Origin of the sequence: Bradyrhizobium sp. Leaf396, from assembly GCF_001424605.1 — a bacterium.
Taxonomy (GTDB): domain Bacteria; phylum Pseudomonadota; class Alphaproteobacteria; order Rhizobiales; family Xanthobacteraceae; genus Bradyrhizobium; species Bradyrhizobium japonicum_C.
In genome coordinates this window covers 35938-56333 of the sequence record NZ_LMQJ01000045.1, presented here as the reverse complement: position 1 = coordinate 56333, position 20396 = coordinate 35938, and the positions used below count along the sequence as shown (strand labels likewise).

20 protein-coding genes and 2 riboswitches are annotated in these 20396 nt (G+C 67.9%); of the genes, 18 read left to right on the top strand and 2 right to left on the bottom strand.

Annotated features, from left to right (window positions below):
• The first annotated feature begins 65 nt into the window (after nt 1–65).
• The 7 genes from ASG57_RS27725 to cobJ are packed head-to-tail and all read left to right on the top strand — an operon-like array spanning nt 66 to nt 7970.
• Entirely contained in the window at nt 66–440 is a 375-nt protein-coding gene (locus tag ASG57_RS27725) for a DUF1636 family protein (protein WP_024339956.1), read from the top strand.
• A complete protein-coding gene (gene cobW / locus ASG57_RS27720) occupies nt 437–1471 on the top strand; it encodes a cobalamin biosynthesis protein CobW (RefSeq protein ID WP_024339957.1) in 1035 nt (344 codons plus the stop codon). The genes ASG57_RS27725 and cobW overlap by 4 nt, the downstream gene beginning before the upstream one ends.
• A complete protein-coding gene (gene cobN, locus ASG57_RS27715; RefSeq protein WP_024339958.1) occupies nt 1471–4716 on the top strand; it encodes a cobaltochelatase subunit CobN in 3246 nt (1081 codons plus the stop codon). Before cobW ends, cobN begins: the two co-directional genes overlap by 1 nt.
• Nucleotides 4713–5876, top strand: coding sequence for a precorrin-3B synthase (cobG, locus tag ASG57_RS27710; RefSeq protein WP_024339959.1), 1164 nt, complete (start codon nt 4713–4715; stop codon nt 5874–5876). The genes cobN and cobG overlap by 4 nt, the downstream gene beginning before the upstream one ends.
• The gene (locus ASG57_RS27705; protein ID WP_024339960.1) at nt 5876–6505 is read left to right on the top strand and encodes a precorrin-8X methylmutase; all 630 of its coding nucleotides are present in this window, start codon (nt 5876–5878) and stop codon (nt 6503–6505) included. Before cobG ends, ASG57_RS27705 begins: the two co-directional genes overlap by 1 nt.
• Nucleotides 6506–6507: 2 nt before the next feature.
• Nucleotides 6508–7239, top strand: a complete 732-nt coding sequence (locus ASG57_RS27700; protein ID WP_024339961.1) for a precorrin-2 C(20)-methyltransferase — start codon at nt 6508–6510, stop codon at nt 7237–7239.
• The gene (cobJ, locus tag ASG57_RS27695; RefSeq protein WP_024339962.1) at nt 7236–7970 is read left to right on the top strand and encodes a precorrin-3B C(17)-methyltransferase; all 735 of its coding nucleotides are present in this window, start codon (nt 7236–7238) and stop codon (nt 7968–7970) included. The genes ASG57_RS27700 and cobJ overlap by 4 nt, the downstream gene beginning before the upstream one ends.
• Here the strand turns inward: cobJ and ASG57_RS27690 are convergent.
• Nucleotides 7946–8692, bottom strand: a complete 747-nt coding sequence (locus ASG57_RS27690) for a cobalt-precorrin-6A reductase (RefSeq protein WP_024339963.1) — start codon at nt 8690–8692, stop codon at nt 7946–7948. The two genes, cobJ and ASG57_RS27690, sit on opposite strands and share 25 nt — an antisense overlap.
• Between ASG57_RS27690 and ASG57_RS27685 the strand changes: the two genes are divergently transcribed.
• The 8 genes from ASG57_RS27685 (at nt 8691) to cobT (ending at nt 15893) form a co-directional block, all read left to right on the top strand.
• Nucleotides 8691–9872, top strand: a complete 1182-nt coding sequence (locus ASG57_RS27685) for a bifunctional cobalt-precorrin-7 (C(5))-methyltransferase/cobalt-precorrin-6B (C(15))-methyltransferase (protein WP_024339964.1) — start codon at nt 8691–8693, stop codon at nt 9870–9872. The genes ASG57_RS27690 and ASG57_RS27685 overlap by 2 nt on opposite strands.
• On the top strand, nt 9869–10237 hold the full coding sequence (locus tag ASG57_RS27680; RefSeq protein ID WP_024339965.1) for a cobalamin biosynthesis protein: 369 nt from the start codon (nt 9869–9871) through the stop codon (nt 10235–10237). Before ASG57_RS27685 ends, ASG57_RS27680 begins: the two co-directional genes overlap by 4 nt.
• Nucleotides 10234–11016, top strand: coding sequence for a precorrin-4 C(11)-methyltransferase (gene cobM, locus ASG57_RS27675; RefSeq protein ID WP_024339966.1), 783 nt, complete (start codon nt 10234–10236; stop codon nt 11014–11016). The genes ASG57_RS27680 and cobM overlap by 4 nt, the downstream gene beginning before the upstream one ends.
• A complete protein-coding gene (locus tag ASG57_RS27670; protein WP_024339967.1) occupies nt 11016–12326 on the top strand; it encodes a cobyrinic acid a,c-diamide synthase CobB in 1311 nt (436 codons plus the stop codon). Before cobM ends, ASG57_RS27670 begins: the two co-directional genes overlap by 1 nt.
• Nucleotides 12323–13051: a uroporphyrinogen-III C-methyltransferase gene (cobA, locus tag ASG57_RS27665; RefSeq protein WP_024339968.1), complete on the top strand. Its 729-nt coding sequence runs from the start codon at nt 12323–12325 to the stop codon at nt 13049–13051. Before ASG57_RS27670 ends, cobA begins: the two co-directional genes overlap by 4 nt.
• A gap of 48 nt (nt 13052–13099) precedes the next feature.
• Nucleotides 13100–13319: riboswitch (cobalamin riboswitch) on the top strand.
• Nucleotides 13320–13356: 37 nt separating this feature from the next.
• Entirely contained in the window at nt 13357–14034 is a 678-nt protein-coding gene (locus ASG57_RS27660; protein ID WP_024339969.1) for an energy-coupling factor ABC transporter permease, read from the top strand.
• Between the two features lie 46 nt (nt 14035–14080).
• Entirely contained in the window at nt 14081–14830 is a 750-nt protein-coding gene (gene cobF, locus ASG57_RS27655) for a precorrin-6A synthase (deacetylating) (RefSeq protein ID WP_024339970.1), read from the top strand.
• A 10-nt stretch (nt 14831–14840) separates the two neighbouring features.
• A complete protein-coding gene (gene cobT / locus ASG57_RS27650) occupies nt 14841–15893 on the top strand; it encodes a nicotinate-nucleotide--dimethylbenzimidazole phosphoribosyltransferase (RefSeq protein WP_024339971.1) in 1053 nt (350 codons plus the stop codon).
• On the opposite strand, the gene ASG57_RS27645 is transcribed toward cobT, so the two are convergent.
• A complete protein-coding gene (locus tag ASG57_RS27645) occupies nt 15886–16458 on the bottom strand; it encodes a histidine phosphatase family protein (protein WP_024339972.1) in 573 nt (190 codons plus the stop codon). The two genes, cobT and ASG57_RS27645, sit on opposite strands and share 8 nt — an antisense overlap.
• 72 nt (nt 16459–16530) lie before the next feature.
• Nucleotides 16531–16724: riboswitch (cobalamin riboswitch) on the top strand.
• Between the two features lie 164 nt (nt 16725–16888).
• Here ASG57_RS27645 and ASG57_RS27640 point away from each other — a divergent pair.
• The 3 genes from ASG57_RS27640 to ASG57_RS27630 are packed head-to-tail and all read left to right on the top strand — an operon-like array spanning nt 16889 to nt 20369.
• A complete protein-coding gene (locus tag ASG57_RS27640) occupies nt 16889–18490 on the top strand; it encodes an ABC transporter substrate-binding protein (protein WP_024339973.1) in 1602 nt (533 codons plus the stop codon).
• 17 nt (nt 18491–18507) lie between these two features.
• Nucleotides 18508–19449: an ABC transporter permease gene (locus tag ASG57_RS27635; protein WP_024339974.1), complete on the top strand. Its 942-nt coding sequence runs from the start codon at nt 18508–18510 to the stop codon at nt 19447–19449.
• A complete protein-coding gene (locus tag ASG57_RS27630) occupies nt 19446–20369 on the top strand; it encodes an ABC transporter permease (protein ID WP_024339975.1) in 924 nt (307 codons plus the stop codon). Before ASG57_RS27635 ends, ASG57_RS27630 begins: the two co-directional genes overlap by 4 nt.
• Nucleotides 20370–20396: the final 27 nt, after the last annotated feature.

Sequence of the window (20396 nt, the reverse complement as noted above, 5' to 3'; positions counted from 1 at the left end):
AAACGGCCTCTCAAGTCAGGGTCCGTGCGCCTCTTCGCCTCCCGCTGTTTATTCTGGAAGAGGCGATGACCGTCACACTTCACGTCTGCATCACCTGCCGCGCCGGCCAGACGCTCGGCGAGGGCGAGGCCACGCCAGGCAACCGGTTGCACGCTGCGATCCTCGAGGCCGGCGTGCCCGACGGCGTCAATGTGGTTCCCGTCGAATGCCTCTCGGCGTGCAGCCAGGGCTGCTCGGTCGCGCTCAGCGCACCGGGACGCTGGTCCTATGTCTATGGCCGCTTATCCGATGTGAATGCGCGCGACGTGGTCGCTGGCGCTGCGGCCTATGCGGCCGCTCCCGACGGGCTCGTGCCATGGCGCAGCCGCCCCGAGATCTTCCGCAAGCAGTCGCTTGCGCGCATTCCCCCGATTCCCGCCGTGCCGGAGGCCGCCGAATGAATTCGCTTGCAAAAGTCCCCGTCACGGTGGTCACGGGGTTCCTCGGCTCCGGCAAGACCACGCTGATCCAGCACCTGCTCAGCAATGCAGGCGGCAAGAAGCTCGCCGTGCTCGTCAACGAATTCGGCAGCGAGGGCGTCGATGGCGAGATCCTGAAATCCTGCGCCGACGCCAATTGCCCGGAAGAGAACATCGTCGAGCTCGCCAATGGCTGCATCTGCTGCACCGTGGCCGACGATTTCATTCCGACGATGGAGCAGCTGTTGGCTCGCCCGGTGCGGCCCGATCATATCCTGATCGAAACGTCGGGCCTCGCGCTGCCCAAGCCGCTCTTGAAGGCGTTCGACTGGCCGGAGATCCGCTCGCGCATCACGGTCGACGGCGTCGTCGCGCTCGCCGACGCCGAGGCCGTCGCGGCCGGCCGCTTCGCGCCGGACCCGGCTGCGGTCGAAGCGCAGCGCGCCGCGGACGACAATCTCGATCACGAGACGCCGCTGTCCGAAGTGTTCGAGGACCAGATCGCCTGCGCCGACATCGTGCTGCTGACCAAGGCCGATCTTGCGGGGAAGGCCGGGGTGGAAGCTGCCAGGGCCGCGATCACCGCCGAGATGCCGCGCCGCGTCCCGATGCTCGCCGTGACGGACGGCGCGATCGATGCGCGCGTCATCCTCGGCCTTGGCGCCGCCGCCGAGAACGATCTCGCCGCGCGTCCCTCGCATCATGACGGCGAGGAGGAGCACGAGCATGACGACTTCGCCTCTGTCGTGATCGATCTGCCTGAGGTGGCCGACATCGATGCGCTGGTCGCCTCGGTTCAGAAGCTGGCGCGCGAGCAGAACGTGCTGCGTGCCAAGGGCTATATCGCGGTCGCGGGCAAGCCGATGCGGCTGTTGTTGCAGGCTGTCGGCGAGCGCGTGCGCCATCAATTCGACAAGCCCTGGGGGCCGGGAGCCAGGCAGTCGAGGCTAGTCGTGATCGGCGAGCACGGCGACATCGACGAGGCCGCGATCAAGGCGGGATTGGGAGTCTGATGCACGTCGTCTTCCGCGAGAGCCGCGGTCTCGAGGAGACCGCGACGCCAAGGGACATCGGTCAGGACCCGGCCGATCTCGTGGTGCTCTCGTATTCGGATTCCGACCTCGCCGCGTTCGCAGCCGGCTGGCGGCGTGGCCGCAACAGCCTGCCGTCGCTGCGGCTCGCCAATCTCGCGGAGCTGCGCCATCCGCTGTCGATCGACACTTATGTCGAGCGCACGCTGTCGTACGCGCGCGGCATCCTGGTGCGGCTGATCGGCGGTGAGTCCTATTGGTCCTACGGGCTCGCGGCCCTCCAGCAATTGGCGAAGGATCGCGACATCGTGCTGGCGGTGCTGCCGGCCGATGGCCGCGATGACATACGGCTCGATGCGTACTCGACCTTGCCGGTCTCGACGCTGCGGCGGCTCAAGGTGCTCTGCGACACCGGCGGTCCGGTCGCGGCGCAAGCTGCGATCGCGCAGCTCGCGCTGGCCTCTGGGCTCTATGCCGGGCCGGTCATCGGAGAGATGACCGTGCCCGAGATGGGGTTCTACGATCCCGTGCGCGGCGTCATTGCGGCGCCAGCAAGCGACGGGAAGCCGCGCGCGCTGGTGACCTTCTATCGCTCCTATCTCACTGCCGCCGATACCGGCTCGGTCGACGCTCTGATCGCGTCGCTGCGCGACAAGGGATTTGACACCCATGGTGCCTTCGTCACCTCGCTGAAGGCGCCGGGCGTCGCGGATTGGCTGCGCGCCCATCTTGCGCAAAATCTTCCGGCCGCGATCGTCAATGCGACGGCGTTCTCGGCAATGGGCGACGATGGCACGACGCCGTTCGATGCCGCGACCTGTCCGGTGTTCCAGGTTGCGCTCTCCACGGCGCGGCGCGAGGATTGGACGCAGTCGTTGCGCGGCCTGTCGCCTGGCGATCTCGCCATGCATGTGGTGTTGCCCGAAATCGACGGCCGCCTGTTCGCAGGGGTTGTGAGCTTCAAGTCCGCTGCGATGCGCGATCCCGAGCTGCAATTCTCGCATCTGGCGCACAGGCCGGACGAGGAGCGTGTGAGCGCGATCGCCGCACGCGTAGCTGCTTGGCGGCGCCTTGCGGAGAAGCCGGCGGCCGAGAAGCGGCTGGCGATCGTGCTGTCGAACTATCCCGGCCGGCCGCACCAGATCGCGCACGCCGTGGGGCTCGATGCGCTGGCGTCGGTTGAGGCCTTGATCTCCGATCTTGCGGAAGTCGGGTTCGACGTCGCGCGGGTCGATCGGCTCGGCGAATTGCTGCTCAAGCGCGGTTCGACCTGGAGCATTGCCGATTATCGCGCGGCGCTGTCGCGACTGCCCCAAGCCTTGCAGGACGATCTCGCGCAGGCCTGGGGCGCACCGGAGGATGATCCGAGCTGCCGCGACGGGTCGTTTCGTTTCGCCGCGATCCGATGCGGCCGGTCGATCGTCGCAGTCCAGCCCGAGCGGGGAGCTGCGGCCTCGCGCGATGCCGACTATCACGATCTCGCCCGCACGCCGCGCCATGGCTATGTCGCGTTCTATCTCTGGCTTCGCGAGCAGGCCCTTGATGCGGTCGTGCACATGGGCGCGCATGGCACGCTGGAATGGCTGCCCGGGAAATCCGTAGCGCTGTCGCAAGCGTGCTGGCCGGAGGCGCTGATCGGCGATCTGCCCATCATCTATCCCTTCATCGTCAACGATCCCGGCGAGGCCGCGCAGGCCAAGCGGCGCATCGGTGCGGTCACGATCGGTCATTTGCCGCCGCCGCTCGCAACATCCGCGGTGCCGGAAGGCCTGCGCCGGCTCGAACGCCTGCTCGACGAATATTCGACCGCCGATGGTCTCGATCCCGCCCGGCGCCAGCGGCTGATCGCGGCAATCCGCGAGGAGGCCCGCGCCGCGGGCCTCGAAGACGATCTCGGCCTCGACGCATCGGCAGCAGCAGCCGAAGCCATTCCGCGGATTGATCGCTTCGTGTGCGATCTCAAGGAGAGCCAGTTCGGCGACGGCCTGCACGTGTTCGGGCGCGGCGCATGCGGCGAAGCGGAGCGCGATGCGCTGCGTGCCGCGCTCGCCGGCGAGCGCGTTGCGCCTGGGCCGTCAGGCTCGCCCTATCGCGGGCGCCAGGACGTGCTGCCGACGGGGCGCAATCTCTTCGCCGTCGATCCGCGCGCGGTGCCGACGCCGTCGGCGCATGCCCAGGGCATAAAGCTCGCTGAAGAGCTGCTGCGCCGTCACCTGCAGGATCATGGCGACTGGCCGAAGGGCCTCGTGGTCGATCTCTGGGGCTCGGCGACCATGCGCACCGCCGGTGAGGAGTTCGCCATGGCGTTGCATCTGGCCGGCCTTGCCCCGCGCTGGGATCACGTCTCCGGCCGCGTCACCGGCTACGACATCATCGCGCCGGCCGAGCTCGGCCGTCCGCGCATTGACGTGACGCTGCGGGTATCCGGCCTGTTCCGCGATGTCTTTGCCGGCCTTGCGCAATTGTTCGAAGCCGCTTCCGAGGCGCTCGCGGCGCGCGAGGACGAGGGCGATGAAAATCCCTATTGCAATCGCGCATCGCGCGTCTTTGCGCCGCGGCCCGGCCAATACGGCGTTGGCCTGTCAGCGATCCCCGACGCCTTCACACCGGAGACGCGGGGCGCTGCCGGGGAAGCCTGGCTGTCGGCATCGTCCTGGGCGTTCTCGGCTGATGGCACGATGCAGCCGGACCGCGCCGGCATCGCACAGCGGCTCGCCTCCGCAGACGCGTTCGTTCATGTGCAGGACCTGCCTGAAACCGATCTTCTGCTCGCCGCTGACTATGCTGCGCATGAAGGCGGCGTCGCCGCTGCTGCGGCGCATCTCCGCGTCACGGGACCATCGCTTTATCACCTCGACACGACACGCCCCGATCAGCCTCATGCACGTACGTTGACTGAGGAAATATCGCGCGTCGTCCGCGCCCGCGCTGCCAATCCGGCCTGGATCGCCGGCATGATGCGCCACGGCTTTCGCGGCGCCGCCGAGATCACCGCGACGCTCGAGCACATGGCCGCCTTCGCGCATCTCGCCGGCGCCGTGCCGCCGCATCTGTTCGACCTCTATTACGATGCGACGCTCGGCAACGACGACGTCCGCACCTTCATGGCCCATGAGAATCCGTCCGCGCTCGCCGCGATGGAGACCTGCTTCACGCGCCTGCACGAAGCCTCGCTCTGGCGAACCCGGCGCAATTCGATCGCCGCGGCGCTGCGGGAGGCCTCATGAGCGCGGCCTCGGTCAAGGGCTGGTGTCCCGGCGCGCTGCGCCCGATGCAATCGGGGGATGGGCTGGTCGTGCGCGTCCGTCCGTTCGGCGGGCGGCTTGAAGCCCAGCAAATCGTCGGGCTGGCCGAACTGGCCGAGCGCTTCGGCAATGGTCTGATCGACGTCACACGTCGGGCCAATCTCCAGATCAGGGGCGTCAGCGCAGATGGCCACCGGCCGTTGCTCGACGGCCTTGCGCGGCTCCAGCTGCTCGACCCCGACGCCGACATCGAAGCTAGGCGCAACATCCTGGTGACGCCGTTCTGGGGCAGCGGCGACGAGACGCAGTCGCTCGCTGCAGAGCTCGAGGAGGCGCTGGCCGATTCCGACCTCGCGCTTCCCACCAAGTTCGGCTTCGCCGTCGATGACGGCAGGTCACGGGTGCTCGCCGGTGATTCCGCCGATATCCGCATCGAGCGCGACCGCTCGGGCCGTCTCCTGGTTCGGGCCGACGGCGCGAGGCTCGGCCACTCCGTCGCGCGCGGACAAGCCGTGAGCACGGCGCTGGCGCTGGCAAGCTGGTTCATCGTCTCCGGCGGTGCGAGGGGTGGGCGAGGGCGCATGGCAGCCCACATCGCATCCGGCGCGGCGCTGCCTCGATCGCTGCGCGGCGAGACTGAGCCCGCGCCCGTGGTGGCCGCATCGCGGCCAGGTCACTATCGGCAAGGCGCGCTGGTCGGCGTCGCGTTCGGGCAGATGCTGCACGAGACCCTGCACCAACTCGCCGGTTGCGGACATGCGCTGCGCATGACTCCCTGGCGGATGGTGCTCAGCGAAGGCAAGCGCGAGATGCCGAGCGCGGCGGGCCTCATCACCGAGCCCCACGATCCCGCGCTGCGCGTGATTGCCTGCAGCGGAGCGCCGCGCTGCGGCGAAGCCCATGCCGACACGCGTGCGCTCGCCGCAGCGCTCGCGCCGCGCATTAGCGCGGATACGCGACTTCACGTCTCCGGCTGCGGAAAGGGCTGCGCCCATTCCGGTGCGGCTGCGATCACGCTGATTGCGACGAACACCGGATTCGATCTCGTCCGCGATGGCTCGATCCGTGACGCGCCGGCCCTGCGCGGGCTCGACGGCGCCGACATCGTCAGCGATCCCTCCGTCCTGGTCGGAGGGAACTGATGCCTCACACCTACGAGACCGACGGCGCGGCGATCTACCGGCAATCATTCGCGACCATCCGGGCCGAGGCCGATCTTGCGCGCTTTTCGCCTGACGAGGAGCCGGTGGTGGTTCGCATGATCCACGCCGCCGGCATGGTCGGTCTCGAGGCGCATATCCGCTTTTCACCGGGCATGGCAGCAACCGCGCGCGCCGCTCTGCAAGGAGGCGCGCCGATCCTGTGCGACGCGCGCATGGTCTCGGAAGGCATTACGCGCGCGAGACTTCCTGCGGCCAATGCCGTCATCTGCACGCTAGGAGACGAGTCCGTTCCCGCGCTGGCGCAATCCATGCACAACACGCGCTCGGCCGCGGCGCTGGAGCTGTGGCGGCCGCACTTGGGTGGCGCGATCGTCGCGATCGGCAATGCGCCGACCGCGCTGTTTCATCTGCTCAACATGCTGGAGGATCGCGACTGCCCGCGGCCTGCGGCCATCATCGGCTGTCCCGTCGGCTTCGTCGGTGCCGCCGAATCCAAGGCCGCGTTGATGGCCGATCCGCCGGTACCTGCGATGACGGTCGAGGGACGCCTTGGCGGCTCCGCGATCACCGTTGCCGCCGTGAATGCACTGGCGAGCCGGAGCGAATAGTCATGGGACGCATCATCTGCTGCGGTCTCGGTCCCGGTGATCCTGATCTGATGAGCGTGCGCGCGGACCGGACCGTGCGCGCCGCGCAACACGTCGCCTATTTCCGCAAGAAAGGCAGGGCGGGCCAGGCGCGCCGCATCGTCGAGGGCCTGCTGGTGGCCGGCGTCACCGAATATCCCATGGAATATCCTGTGACCACCGAGATCGCCTTCGACAGCGCGGAATATGTTCAGCTGCTCGCCGGCTTCTACGACGAATGGGCCGAGCGCCTGGCGCGGCTTGCGCGCGCCGTCGATGTCGTCGTGCTGTGCGAGGGGGATCCTTATTTCTATGGCTCGTTCATGCATCTGCACACGCGCCTGCAGGGCCGCACCGAGATCGAGGTGATCGCGGGGATTCCCGGCATGGTCGGGTGCTGGAACGGCGTAGCCCAGCCCATCGCGCTCGGCGACGACGTCACGACGGTGCTGATGGGAACGCTTCCCGAAGACGAGCTCGAACGCCGCATGCGCGATTCCGATGCACTCGTCGTCATGAAGACCGGCCGCAATCTCGCCAAGGTGCGCCGCGCGCTCGCATCCGCCGGCCGGCTCGATGACGCCTGGCTGGTCGAGCGCGGCACCATGCCGGGCGAGCGCGTGGTACGGCTCGCCGAGATCGACGCCATCGATTGTCCTTACTTCGCGATCGTGCTCGTGCACGGCAAGGGCCGGAATCTGGACGCGGCCGAATGACGGGCACGCTGACCATCGCGGGCCTCGGGCCCGGCAGCGACGCGCTGGTGACGCCGGAAGTCTCCGCCGCGCTCGCAGCCGCGACCGACATTCTGGGCTATGCGCCCTACGTCGCGCGCGTGCCACCGCGGGCGGGGCTTACGTTGCGCCCGTCGGATAATCGCGAAGAGCTGCAGCGCGCGAGCGAAGCCCTGCGGCTTGCCGCCGAAGGCGGGCAGGTCGTCGTCGTCTCCTCCGGCGATCCCGGGGTCTTCGCCATGGCCTCGGCCGTGTTCGAGGCGCTCGAACGGGCGCCGCAATGGCAGGCGCTGCCGATCCGCGTGCTGCCCGGCATCACGGCGATGCTGGCGGCTGCTGCACGCGCCGGCGCGCCGCTCGGGCACGATTTCTGCGCGATCAATCTTTCGGATAATCTGAAGCCATGGGCGGTGATCGAGAAGCGTCTTCGCCTTGCGGCAGAGGCAGACTTTGCCATCGCGCTGTACAATCCGCGCTCGGCGAGCCGGCCGGAAGGATTTGGCCGCGCGCTTGCGGTGCTGCGAGAGGCCGGCGCCGGCGCGCGTCTCGTGATCTTCGCGCGCGCGGTCAGCGCCGCTGATGAAAAGATCGAGACGGTGACGCTGAACGAAGCGACGCCCGGGATGGCCGATATGCGCACGCTGGTGATCGTCGGCAACTCGCAGACACGCCGCGTCGGCCGCTGGGTCTATGCGCCGAGGCGGGCAGAATGACCGAGCCACTGCATCACGTCAGTGACGCTCTCGACCCGTGGCCGCTCGGGCAACTGCGGTCGCGCGATCATGATGACGGGAAGGCCGAGGCTTCGGGCCGCGTCGATCTTCGCGCGCGCGCCGCCGCCGCCCGAATTGCGGGCGACGATCCAGCCGATGCCACGTGTGCGCATCATCTCAAGCTCGCTTCGAAGCGTGAACGGTCCGCGCGCCACGATCACATCCGCGGCGAACGGCAGGTCGACTTCCGGCGGATCGACGAAGCGGAGCGTGTAGCTGTGCTGCGGCTTGCTCGCGAATGGCGCGATATGCTGGCGGCCGATGGCGAGGAACACGTTTGCGGGCGCCTCCGGCAGCGCAGCGGCCGCGGCGCCGACGTCTTCGACATCGATCCAGTTGTCGCCGGACACCCTGGTCCAGGGCGCGCGCTCCAGCGCGATCAGCGGCGTATCGGCGTCCGCGCACGCCTCGATCGCATGGCGGCTCATCTCGGCCGCGAACGGATGCGTCGCGTCGATGACATGCGTGATGCCTTCGCGGCGAATGTAGTCGGCCAGCCCGCTCACGCCGCCGAAGCCGCCGATGCGGGTCGGCAGCGGCTGCTCGGCCGGCGCGCGCGTCCGGCCGCCATAGGAATAGACCGCCTCGATGCCGGCGCGCGCGATCTCCGCGGCGAGCAGGCTCGCATCGGCCGTTCCGCCCAGAATGAGCGCGCGCATCATGGCTAATCCCTGGCTGACCATCATCGGTATCGGCGAAGATGGCCTTGCTGGCCTATCCGAGGCAAGCCGAAAGGCGCTTGCCGAGGCGGAAACGGTGTTCGGCGGCGAGCGTCATCTTGCGCTTGCCGACGCTGGCAGCCGCGGCCGTCCATGGCCGGTGCCGTTCGATGCGAACGTCGTGCTGAGCTGCCGTGGCCGGCCGACCGTCGTGCTCGCTTCCGGCGATCCGTTCTGGCATGGCGCCGGTGCGAGTCTCGCCGAGAAGCTCGGTGGCGAGGAGTGGATCGCACATCCCGCGCCGTCGACCTTCTCGCTGGTCGCCGCGCGGCTGGGCTGGCGCCTGGACGCCGTCACGTGCATCGGCCTGCACGCCGCGCCATTCGAACGTCTCGTGCCGCATCTGGCGCGCGGTGCGCGCATCATTTGCCTCGTGCGCGATGGCAAGGCCGCCAGCGATCTTGCGAAATGGCTGACGGAACGCGGCTGGGGCGCTTCTGCATTCTGGACTCTCGCCGCGCTCGGCGGGCCCCGCGAGACTGTCCGGCAGTATTGCGCAATGGACTTCGCTGATGATCTCGCTGGCAACCTGGTTGCAGTCGCGGTGGAGGCGAGGGGCGCACAGGGCATTCCCTGCAGCTCGGGCCTGCCGGACGATCTCTTTGTCCATGACGGCCAGATCACCAAGCGACTGGTGCGCGCGCTCGCGCTGTCGGCGCTGGCGCCGCGAGGCGGCGAACGGCTGTGGGACGTTGGCGCCGGTTCGGGTTCGATCTCGGTCGAGTGGGCGCTTTGTGGAGGGGCGGCCACGGCGATCGAGGTGCGCGAAGATCGCGTTGCCAACATCCGCAGCAATGCGGCCGCGTTCGGACTGGCGCATCGGATCGCTGTGGTCACAGGAGCGGCGCCCGAAGCTCTCACCGCGTTGGACCCGCCGGACGCCGTCTTCGTCGGCGGCGGCTTCGATAACGCAATGTTCGATGCGATCTGGCCGCGGCTCCCTATCGGGGCGCGGCTGGTTGCACACTCGGTCACACTGGAGACGGAAGCGCTGCTCGGCGAACTTCATCAGCGCCATGGCGGCGAGCTGATGCGGGTGGAGATTGCGCAGGCCGCTCCGCTCGGCCGCTACCGCTCCTGGGAGGCGGCAAGGCCGGTCGTGCAGTGGAGTGCCGTCCGATGAAGGTTGCCGGACTCGGATTCAAGCAGGATGTGACGCTGGCCTCACTGCGCGAGGCTCTGCAGGCGGCCGGCGGTCCGGAGGGCCTCGCGGCCGTGGCCACCGTCAGCGACAAGGCTGACGCGGAGGTGCTGAAGCAGCTCGCGCGCGAATGCGGTGTGCCGATCAGGGCCGTTCCAGCCGATGTGCTTGCGAAGGTGGACACGCCGACCCGGTCGAAGCTTGTCGCGGAAAAGTTCGGCACCGGATCGGTTGCCGAAGCCGCCGCGCTCGCAGTCGCGGGTTCTCGCGCGCGGCTCATTGCAACGCGCGTGGTTTCTCAGGATCGCACCGCGACCGCGGCGATCGCCGAGGGAGATGGCGCATGACGGTCCATTTCATCGGCGCGGGACCTGGCGCGCCAGATCTCCTGACATTGAGGGGACGCGATCTGATCGCAGCCTCTCCGGTCTGTCTCTATGCCGGCTCGCTGGTGCCGGAGGGCGTGCTGGCGCATTGCCCGCCCGGCGCGCGCATCGTCAACACCGCGCCGCTGTCGCTCGACGAAATCATCGGGGAGATTGCCGCCGCGCACGCGGCAGGCAAGGATGTCGCGCGGTTGCATTCCGGCGATCTCTCGGTCTGGTCGGCCATGGGCGAGCAGCTCCGCCGTCTGCGTGCGCTTCGCATTCCCTATTCGGTGACGCCGGGCGTTCCCTCCTTCTCGGCGGCCTCGGCGGCGCTGGAGGCCGAGCTCACGCTGCCTGGCCTTGCCCAGAGCGTGGTGCTGACGCGCACGCCGGGCCGCGCCAGCGCGATGCCTGAGGGCGAGAAGCTTGCGGCGTTCGCAGCCACCGGCGCCGTGCTCGCGATTCATCTGTCGATCCATCTGCTCGACCAGGTCATCGCGGAGCTGACACCGCACTATGGCGCGGATTGTCCGGTCGCGATCGTCTGGCGTGCAAGCTGGCCGGATCAGCGCATTATTCGCGCCACGCTTGCGACGCTCGATGCGGCCGTGGGCAGCGAAATGGAGCGCACGGCGCTGATCCTGGTCGGCAAGACCCTGGGCGCTGCGGATTTCGACGAAAGCCGCCTCTATGCCGCCGACTACGATCGGCGCTACCGGCCGGTCGGCGCCGAGCCGCGCTTTCCGGAGGCGACGTGATGGCGGCCGGTCTTGTCATCTCTGCTCCGGCCTCCGGCGTCGGCAAGACCACGCTGACGCTGGCGCTTGCGCGCGCCTGGCGCAGTCGCGGCCTGAACGTGCAGTGCTTCAAGAGCGGCCCCGACTATATCGATCCCGCCTTTCACGCCGCCGCCACGGGACGCGCGTCGGTCAATGTCGATAGCTGGGCGATGGACCGCGGCGCCATCGCGCATCTCGTCAGTCGCGGCGTGGACGCCGATGTCGTGCTTGCCGAGGGCTCGATGGGCCTGTTCGACGGCGTTGCCGCGCGCGGCGTCTCCGGCACCGGCGCGACTGCCGACATTGCGGAGATGCTGGGCTGGCCGGTGGTGCTGGTGATCGACCCCTCGGGACAAGCGCAAACGGCGGCTGCGATTGCGGCCGGCTTGCGCGATTATCGCGCCGGCCTGCGTCTTGCCGGGGTCGTGCTCAACCGCGTCGCCAGCCCGCGTCACGAGGCTCTCGTGCGGCGCGCGCTTGAGGAGGCCGGCATCGCCGTGTTCGGCGCGCTGCCACGTCATGCCGAGATCAGTCTGCCGAAGCGGCATCTCGGCCTGGTGCAGGCCGAGGAGCAGGCCGAGATCGGCAAGCTGATCGACGAGGCCGCGCGCTTCGTTGCCGCGCATGTCGATCTCGATGGAGTGCTCCGAGCCGCCGGCAATTGGTCGGCGCAGCCCGCGGCGAACGGCCTGAAGATAACCCCGCCCGGTCAACGCATCGCGCTCGCCCGCGATGCGGCCTTCTCCTTCGTCTATCCGCACATGCTGGAGGCCTGGCGCGCGGCGGGCGGCGAGATCGTGCCGTTCTCGCCGCTGGCCGACGAAGTGCCCGACGCGAGCGCCGACGTCTGCTGGCTGCCCGGCGGCTATCCCGAGCTGCACGCCGGCAAGCTGGCGGCCAATGCACGCTTTCGCAGCGGTCTTTGCGCCTTCGCCACGACGCGGCCGATGCACGGCGAGTGCGGAGGCTATATGGTGCTGGGGACCGCTTTGACGGATGCCGACGGCGTCCGCCATCAGATGACGGGCCTGCTCGGCCTCGAGACCAGCTTTGCCAAGCGACGGATGCATCTCGGTTATCGTCTCGCCACGCTCGCATCGCCGATGCCGGGATATCAGGCCGGTGCGCGCCTGCGCGGCCACGAATTCCACTATTCGACCATTCTCGCGCAACCTGATGCGCCGCTGGCGGTGGTGCACGACGCAACCGGCGCGGTCATCGCCGAGACCGGCTCGCGGCGGGGACACGCCACCGGCACGTTCTTCCACCTGATCGCGGAGGACCGGTGAGCGGCTTCGTCTCCTTCGTTTCCGCCGGCCCCGGCGACCCCGAGCTGCTCACCGTGAGAGGCGCCGCGCGGCTGCGCGAGGCGGACGTCGTGCTCTATGATGACCTCGCCTCCGGCGCGATCCTCGATCTGGCGCGACCCGGCGCCAATCTCGTCGCGGTGGGGAAGCGGGCGGGGCGACCCTCGACCAGGCAGCACCACGTCAACCGTCTCCTGGTCGACTATGCCGCGACCGGCGCGCGCGTGGTGCGGCTCAAGTCCGGCGACGCCGGCATTTTCGGCCGGCTCGAGGAGGAGCTGGAGACGCTGCGCGAGGCTGGCATCGGCTATGAGATCATTCCCGGTGTCACATCGGCCTGCGTCGCCGCTGCGCAGGCCGGCATTCCCCTGACCCGTCGCCACACCTCCCGCCGGGTGCAGTTCATCACGGGTGCCGACGTCACCGGCGAGCTGCCGCCCGACCTGAACTGGGCGGCGCTGGCCGATCCCGAGGCGACGACCGTCGTCTATATGGGCCGGCGCACCTTTCCGGCGCTGGCCGCAAAGTTGATCGCACACGGCCTTGCCCCGGACACTCCGGCATTGGTTGCCGAATCCCTCGGCCGTGCCGACGAGCGGCTGGTCCGCACCACCATTGCCGAGCTCGCCGATCAGCTTGCGCGCGGTGGCGCGCCCTCGACCGCCGCCGTCATCCTGTTCGGTGCACTGGCGGGGGACTATCGGTGATGACGGAGGCGGCCGCCTTTCGCCCCTTGACGCCCGGCTCGCGAAAGGCGCACACAGGAGAGGCATGGTGCTCACCGCGGCGCAAAGCGCCGGAGCATAATCGGGAATGGGGGTGGGCGGACCCAGTTTCGGCGCCCCAAACCCCAGCCGCCCCCGCGACTGTAAGCGGTGAGGGGCTCCGATCAGCCACTGGGCCGCAAGGTCCGGGAAGGCCGGAGAACCCCAGTGAACCGCGAGCCAGGAGACCGGCCGTGCACGTGTTGAGGCCAAGGCCGTCGGGTGTGACGGCAGGAAGGAACTGAGCCATGCATATCGAACCCGGAATCGTGACGGGCGGCAAGCTCGTGTTGAGTTACGCAACCGGCATCGCCGCAGGCGGCGTTGCGTTGAAGCTCGCGGTCGAGACCGTGCGCGAGCAGGGAATCGGCTCGTTCGCGGCACGTACGCTGGCCACCACGGCGCTCGTGTTCGTCTTCTTCGAGATCCTGCCGCACTTCCCGGTCGGCGTGTCAGAGGTGCACTTCATCCTCGGCTCTACGCTGTTCCTGCTGTTCGGTGCCGCGCCTGCTGCTTTCGGTCTTGCGTTCGGTCTGCTGCTTCAGGGCATGCTGTTCGAGCCGGCCGACCTGCCGCAATACGGCATGAACGTCACCACCCTGCTGGTGCCGCTGTTCGCGATCCAGGCGATCGCCACGCGGATCATTGCCCGCAACACCGCCTATGTCGATTTGAAGTACGGTCAGGCGCTGGCGCTTTCGACGACCTATCAGGCCGGCGTGATCGCCTGGGTCGCATTCTGGGCGCTCTATGGCTCTGGCTTTGCGATGACCAACCTCGCCAACATCGCAACGTTTGCCGCCTCCTACGCGCTGGTCATCGTGATCGAGCCGCTGGCCGATCTTGCCGTGCTGGCGCTGGCGAAGTCGCTGCGCGGCGTCACCGCGCCTGGCCTCGTCACCCCGCGCCTGCACAACGCGGCCTGAGAGACAAGCGATTGGACGGCCGTTGCGGCCGTCCGTCGCGCTCGCGATGCTCACGCTCTCCCTGATAGGCATCGGCTGCGGCGATCCCGCGCAGCTCACGCGCGCTGCAGTCGCCGCCATCAACGCGGCCGATCTCGTCCTCATCCCGCGCAAGGGCACGGCGAAATCCGATCTCGCGGATCTCAGGCGAACGATCTGCGCGGACGTGCTCACCAGCGGCAGAACGCAGATCGTCGAGTTCGATCTTCCCGTGCGCGACGCCGGAGAAGCTGATTACCGCAAGGGCGTGGACGATTGGCACGATGCGGTCGCCGCGACCTGGTCGAAGACGATCGCGGATCATCTCGAAGGTGATGGCAAGATCGCGCTGCTGATCTGGGGCGATCCGTCGCTCTACGATTCCTCGCTGCGCATTGCACGGCGGCTCGATCCGTTGCCGAAGATCGAAGTCGTGCCCGGCATCACCTCGATCCAGGCGCTGTGCGCCGCCCATGCGCTGCCGCTCAACGAGATCGGCGAGCCGTTCCTGGTCACGACGGGGCGGCGCTTGCGTGACGAGGGCTGGCCGCACGGAGTCGATACCGTGGTGGTGATGCTCGACGGCGGCACGGCGTTCCAGTCGCTCGATCCGGCGGATCTTCACATCTGGTGGGGCGCCTATCTCGGCATGCAAGATCAGACCATTCTCTCCGGTGCGCTCGCCGAGGCCGGTCCGCGCATCGTCGCGCTGCGGCAGGAGGCGCGCGAGCGGCATGGCTGGATCATGGACAGCTACATTCTCAAGCGCCGGCATTGAGCGAGGCAGCATGCTCCCCGAATGGGTCTACCGAGAGTGCCCCGAGATTTCCGTCCGTCATCGCGAGGCGGCGATCGTGCGGCAGGCGCAACTCACAAAGCCGACCGGGGCGCTCGGCCGGCTGGAGCAGCTCGCAATCGAGCTTGCGGGTCTGCAGGCGACAGAGCAGCCCCGCGCTTCGCGGGCGCCGATCATCATCTTCGCCGGGGATCACGGCATCGTCGCGCAGGGCGTGTCGGCCTATCCGCAAGAAGTGACCATCGCGATGATGGCGAATTTCGCCTCCGGCGGTGCTGCGATCTCGGTGCTGGCGCGCGAGCTTGGCTCGCGTCTGGAGGTGGTCGACGCCGGCACGCTGGCGACCGAGCCGACGGCGGGGATCGTCGTTGACAAGCCGCGCCATGGCACGCGCGATTTCAGCGTCGAAGCTGCGCTCACGTCTGCGGAGTTGGCATTCGCATTCGAAGCCGGCCGGCGCGCCGTGGTGCGGGCGGAGGCCGGTCAGCCTGATCTCCTGATCTTCGGCGAGATGGGCATCGGCAACACCACGACCTCTGCGGCGATTGCGGCGAGCCTGCTTGCGGTGAGCGCCGAGGAGATCGCGGGCAGCGGGACCGGCGTCGATGCGGCCGGTCGCGCGCGCAAGGCGCGGGTGATCGATGCAGCAATTGCACGCCACGGGCTCGCGGGAGGCTCGGCCGAGGAGATCCTGTGCGCCGTCGGCGGCCTGGAGATCGCAGCGATCGCAGGCGCGACCATTGCGGCTGCGCAAGCCCGCATTCCTGTATTGATCGACGGCTTCATCGTATCCGTCGCAGCGCTGGCGGCGGCGCGCCTCAATCCGTCATGCCAGCCGTTCCTGTTGCCGTCGCACCAATCGGCGGAGCAGGGACATCGGCTGGTGCTGCGCGCCCTGAACGTGCAGCCGCTGATCAGCCTCGATCTCAGGCTGGGCGAGGGATCGGGTGCGGCCATCGCGTTGCCGCTGGTCCGCTCGGCCTGCGCACTTCACAACGATATGGCGACGTTCGCGCAGGCCAACGTGCCTGACAGGCCTAGCTGACCTGCTGATTGACGCAGACGACGCGCCAGCCGCGTGCGAGCCGGTCGATCCGGGTGAGCGACAACGGATCGATCACGAAGCGCAGCGCGGCGTCCGGTGTGAGATCGAGCGCGATGCACAGCACCGCGCGGATCGTGCCGGAATGCACGACCAGCGTTGCGGAGCCTGCGTCAATCCTTGCCAGGCCTGACCGGACGCGCGCGACTTGATCCGCAAAGCTCTCGCCGTTGGGCGGCCGCCCGCGCGCCGGGTCGCGCCAGAACCGCGCGTAAGTCTCGCCACCGCTCGCCGCGAGTTCGTCATGCCGATGGCCGGTCCAGTCGCCGAAATCCTGCTCGCGGAACTCGCTGACCAGCGCCGGTTCGAGTCCCAGTGCGCGCGCCGTCTCGACCGTGCGTCGCGACGGGCTGGCATAGCTGGTGCCGTCCCGCGGCAAGCGGTGTCGCAGCGCCGCCAACTTTGCGTGGTCGCCGAGATCGGCCCGCGCATCGGCAGCATGGATCGTCCCGGCCAGGCCCTCGACGACCGCATGCCGTATCAGCCAGAGGAAGGTCTCGCCTTCCATGCTCATCTCCAAAGAAGTTGGTCGCCGTGGCAATAGCGTCGCATGCGATACATTGCCTCTGTCTTGATGGTCATCCTAGATGCTCGCGACGGTTTTCCCGAGAGGGAATGAAAAGGGAATGCGGTGCCTTGTCCCCAATGCCGCGGCCGCCCCGCAACTGTGAGCGGAGAATCCTTCGTCACAAGCCGGTGGGTCCTCGTTCCGGGACGGCGACGAAGCGGTGATGATCCGCGAGCCGGGAGACCTGCCGTCATCCGCGGTCGCACGTGAAGATGTCGGTCGGGGTCTCCTGAAAGGCCACAGCGGGGTGGGGTGAGATCCCCCGAGCGAAGGTCGGTTAGTGGCATACCATTTGCAAGCCAATGGGCTCTGGCTTCACCCGCTCTTGGCCAAAAGTTGGCCGGCATCACGTCACGACTGGGAGGACTTCATGGATCGCAGGACCGTATTGAAGGGGCTGGCCGGCGCAGGCGGTCTCGCATTGACCGGCCTCTCGGCACCGGCGATCGCGCAAGGCGCATCCGCCCGGACCTTGCGCTTCGTCCCGCAGGCCAATCTTGCCAATTTCGACCCGATCTGGGGCACGCAATATGTTGTGCGCAATGCGGCCGCGATGGTCTGGGACACGCTCTACGGCATCGATTCCTCGCTCCAGCCGCAGCGCCAGATGGTGGAATCCGAGGAGGTGACGGACGACGGCACGACGTGGACCTTCAAGCTGCGTCCCGGGCTCAAGTTTCATGACGGCGAGCCGGTGCTGAGCAAGGATGTTGTCGCGAGCCTCAGTCGCTGGGCGGCCCGCGATCCGATGGGGCTGATGATCAAGGCTCTGCAGCAGGAACTCACCGCCGTCGACGACCGCACTTTCAAATGGGTCCTGAAGCAGCCCTTCCCGAAGATGCTTTACGCGCTGGCGAAGAACAACTCGCCGTGCTCGTTCATCATGCCCGAGCGCATCGCGCAGACCGATCCATTCAAGCAGATCACCGAATATGTCGGCTCCGGGCCGATGAAGTTCGCCAAGGGCGAGTGGGTGCCGGGCGCGAAGGCGGTGTTCGAGAAGTTCACCGACTATGTGCCGCGGCAGGAGAAGGCATCCTGGCTCGCGGGCGGCAAGCAGATCCTGGTCGATCGCGTGGAATGGATCGTGATGCCGGACCCGGCCACGGCGGCCGCCGCCTTGCAGAACGGCGAAGTCGATTGGTGGGAAAGCCCGATCGCCGATCTTGTGCCGGTCCTGAAGAAGAACAAGAACATCAGCGTCGATATCGGCGATCCTCTCGGCAATATCGGCTCGTTCCGCATGAACCATCTGTTCGCACCCTTCAACGACGTGCGGGCGCGGCGTGCGGTTCTGATGGCGCTCAGCCAGGAAGACTACATGCGTGCCATCGTCGGCGACGACACTGCGCTCTGGAAGCCGCTGCCCGGCTTTTTCACGCCGGGTACGCCGCTGTACAGCGAAGCGGGTGGCGAGATACTGAAGGGCAAGCGCGACTTCGATGCCGCCAAGAAGCTGCTCGCCGAGAGCGGCTATTCCGGGCAGCCGGTGACGTGCCTCGTGGCGCAGGACCAGCCGATCACCAAGGCGCAGGGCGACGTGACCGCCGACCTCCTCAAGAAGATCGGCATGAACGTCGACTTCGTCGCCACCGATTGGGGCACGGTCGGCTCCCGCCGCGCGCAGAAGACGCCGCCAGGTCAGGGCGGCTGGAACATGTTCCACACCTGGCATGCGGGCGCCGACTGCATCAATCCGGCGCCGTACACCGCCATTCGCGCCAACGGCGACAAGGCCTGGTTCGGATGGCCGAACAGCCCCGGCACCGAGAAGGAGGTCGCATCATGGTTCGAGGCCAAGAACCTCGACGAGGAGAAGGCTGCCATCGGTCGTCTCAACAAGGCGGCGCTCGATGACGTCGTCTACGCGCCGACGGGCTTCTTCCTGAGCTACACCGCGTGGCGCAAGAACGTCTCCGGCATCGCCAAGGGGCCGCTGCCGTTCTTCTGGGGCGTGTCGAAGTCCGCATGACCGTGCGCTGAAGCCAGATGCTCTCCTACATCCTCCGCCGCATCGTCGCGACCCTGCCGGTGATGGCGATCGTTGCGCTGTTCGTGTTCAGCCTGCTCTACATCGCGCCGGGAGATCCGGCCGTGGTGATCGCGGGCGACCAGGCGAGCCCGGAGGATGTGGAGCGCATCCGGCAGAGCCTCGGCCTCGACCGGCCCTTCCTGGTCCAGTTCGGAGGCTGGGTCTGGCGCATCCTGCACGGCGATCTCGGCACCTCCATCTTCACCAACCTGCCGGTTTCGGCGATGATCGGCCAGCGTCTCGGACCGACGCTGTCGCTGATGATCGTCACGCTGATGCTCACCATCGTGGTGGCGGTGCCGCTCGGGGTCGTGGCGGCATGGAAGGCCGGCAGCCTGATCGACCGCGTCATCATGGGCTTTGCGGTGTTCGGCTTCTCGCTGCCCGTGTTCGTGGTCGGCTACATGCTCGCTTACATCTTCGCACTCGAGCTGGAATGGCTGCCGGTGCAGGGTTACACGCCGCTGACGCAAGGTTTCTGGCCGTGGCTGGAGAACCTGATCCTGCCGGCGATCGCGCTCGGCTGCGTCTACATCGCGCTGGTCGCGCGCATCACCCGCGCCGCCATGCTCGAGGTCTTGCAGCAGGACTACATCCGCACCGCCAAGGCCAAGGGCCTCGGCCAGGGCGGCATTTTGTTCATTCACGCGCTCAAGAATGCGGCGGTGCCGATCGTCACCGTGATCGGGATCGGCATCGCGCTCCTGATCGGCGGCGCGGTCGTGACCGAGAGCGTGTTCGCGATCCCCGGCCTCGGGCGCCTCACGATCGACGCGATCCTGCGCCGCGACTATCCGGTGATTCAGGGCATCGTGCTGCTGTTCAGCTTCGTCTACGTCCTCGTCAATCTGATGATCGACGTCGTCTACACGCTCGTTGACCCGAGGATCCGCTATTGACCGATACGACAGTCAATCCGCAATCGCTACCGGCCGGTCTCGTTCTCGCGCCGCAGCTGCCTGACATCCTGCGGCCGGTCGCGATCCGGCGTGGCTTCGTCGGCCTCTTGCGCGGCCATCCGACGGTCGCGATCGGCGGCGCGCTGCTGCTGACGCTGGTCCTGATCGCGGTCTTTGCACCCTATCTCGGCACGGTCGACCCGACGGCGCTTGCACCCGCCAAGCGCACAAGGGCGCCGTCGGCCGATTTCTGGTTCGGCACCGACGTGCTCGGCCGCGACATCTATTCGCGCGTTCTCTACGGCGCCCGGGTCTCGCTCACGGTCGGGCTGTCGGTCGCGATCTTCGCGTCCGCAGTTGGCCTCGCCATCGGCATGATCTCCGGCTTCATCCGCTGGGCCGACGGCATCCTGATGCGTTTCATGGACGGCCTGATGTCGATACCGCCCATCCTGCTGGCCATCGCGCTGATGGCGCTGACCCGCGGCAGCGTCGGCAACGTCATCCTGGCGATCACCGTCGCCGAAATCCCGCGCGTTTCGCGCCTCGTCCGTAGCGTGGTGCTGTCGCTGCGCGAGCAGCCCTATGTGGATGCGGCCGTGGCCTGCGGCACGCGCACGCCGATGATCATCCTGCGCCATATCCTGCCCAATACGGTGGCGCCGATGCTGGTGCAGGCGACTTATATCTGCGCCAGCGCCATGATCACCGAGGCGATCCTGTCCTTCATCGGCGCCGGCACGCCGCCCACCATCCCGTCCTGGGGCAACATCATGGCTGAGGGGCGCGCGCTGTGGCAGGTGAAGCCGTATATCGTGTTCTTTCCCGCGGCGTTCCTGTCGGTCACGGTGCTCGCCGTGAACCTGCTCGGCGACGGCCTTCGCGATGCGCTCGACCCGCGCATGGCCAAGAGTCTGTGATGTTGCCTCTGATGGATCGAGGCTGAC

Excerpts from the sequence above, each read along its gene's own strand:
- ASG57_RS27725 (WP_024339956.1), top strand. The coding sequence starts at position 66 with ATGACCGTCACACTTCACGTCTGCATCACCTGCCGCGCCGGCCAGACG.
- cobW (WP_024339957.1), top strand. The coding sequence starts at position 437 with ATGAATTCGCTTGCAAAAGTCCCCGTCACGGTGGTCACGGGGTTCCTC.
- cobN (WP_024339958.1), top strand. The coding sequence starts at position 1,471 with ATGCACGTCGTCTTCCGCGAGAGCCGCGGTCTCGAGGAGACCGCGACG.
- cobG (WP_024339959.1), top strand. The coding sequence starts at position 4,713 with ATGAGCGCGGCCTCGGTCAAGGGCTGGTGTCCCGGCGCGCTGCGCCCG.
- ASG57_RS27705 (WP_024339960.1), top strand. The coding sequence starts at position 5,876 with ATGCCTCACACCTACGAGACCGACGGCGCGGCGATCTACCGGCAATCA.
- ASG57_RS27700 (WP_024339961.1), top strand. The coding sequence starts at position 6,508 with ATGGGACGCATCATCTGCTGCGGTCTCGGTCCCGGTGATCCTGATCTG.
- cobJ (WP_024339962.1), top strand. The coding sequence starts at position 7,236 with ATGACGGGCACGCTGACCATCGCGGGCCTCGGGCCCGGCAGCGACGCG.
- ASG57_RS27685 (WP_024339964.1), top strand. The coding sequence starts at position 8,691 with ATGGCTAATCCCTGGCTGACCATCATCGGTATCGGCGAAGATGGCCTT.
- ASG57_RS27690 (WP_024339963.1), bottom strand. The coding sequence starts at position 8,692 with ATGATGCGCGCGCTCATTCTGGGCGGAACGGCCGATGCGAGCCTGCTC.
- ASG57_RS27680 (WP_024339965.1), top strand. The coding sequence starts at position 9,869 with ATGAAGGTTGCCGGACTCGGATTCAAGCAGGATGTGACGCTGGCCTCA.
- cobM (WP_024339966.1), top strand. The coding sequence starts at position 10,234 with ATGACGGTCCATTTCATCGGCGCGGGACCTGGCGCGCCAGATCTCCTG.
- ASG57_RS27670 (WP_024339967.1), top strand. The coding sequence starts at position 11,016 with ATGGCGGCCGGTCTTGTCATCTCTGCTCCGGCCTCCGGCGTCGGCAAG.
- ASG57_RS27660 (WP_024339969.1), top strand. The coding sequence starts at position 13,357 with ATGCATATCGAACCCGGAATCGTGACGGGCGGCAAGCTCGTGTTGAGT.
- cobF (WP_024339970.1), top strand. The coding sequence starts at position 14,081 with ATGCTCACGCTCTCCCTGATAGGCATCGGCTGCGGCGATCCCGCGCAG.
- cobT (WP_024339971.1), top strand. The coding sequence starts at position 14,841 with ATGCTCCCCGAATGGGTCTACCGAGAGTGCCCCGAGATTTCCGTCCGT.
- ASG57_RS27645 (WP_024339972.1), bottom strand. The coding sequence starts at position 16,458 with ATGGAAGGCGAGACCTTCCTCTGGCTGATACGGCATGCGGTCGTCGAG.
- ASG57_RS27640 (WP_024339973.1), top strand. The coding sequence starts at position 16,889 with ATGGATCGCAGGACCGTATTGAAGGGGCTGGCCGGCGCAGGCGGTCTC.
- ASG57_RS27635 (WP_024339974.1), top strand. The coding sequence starts at position 18,508 with ATGCTCTCCTACATCCTCCGCCGCATCGTCGCGACCCTGCCGGTGATG.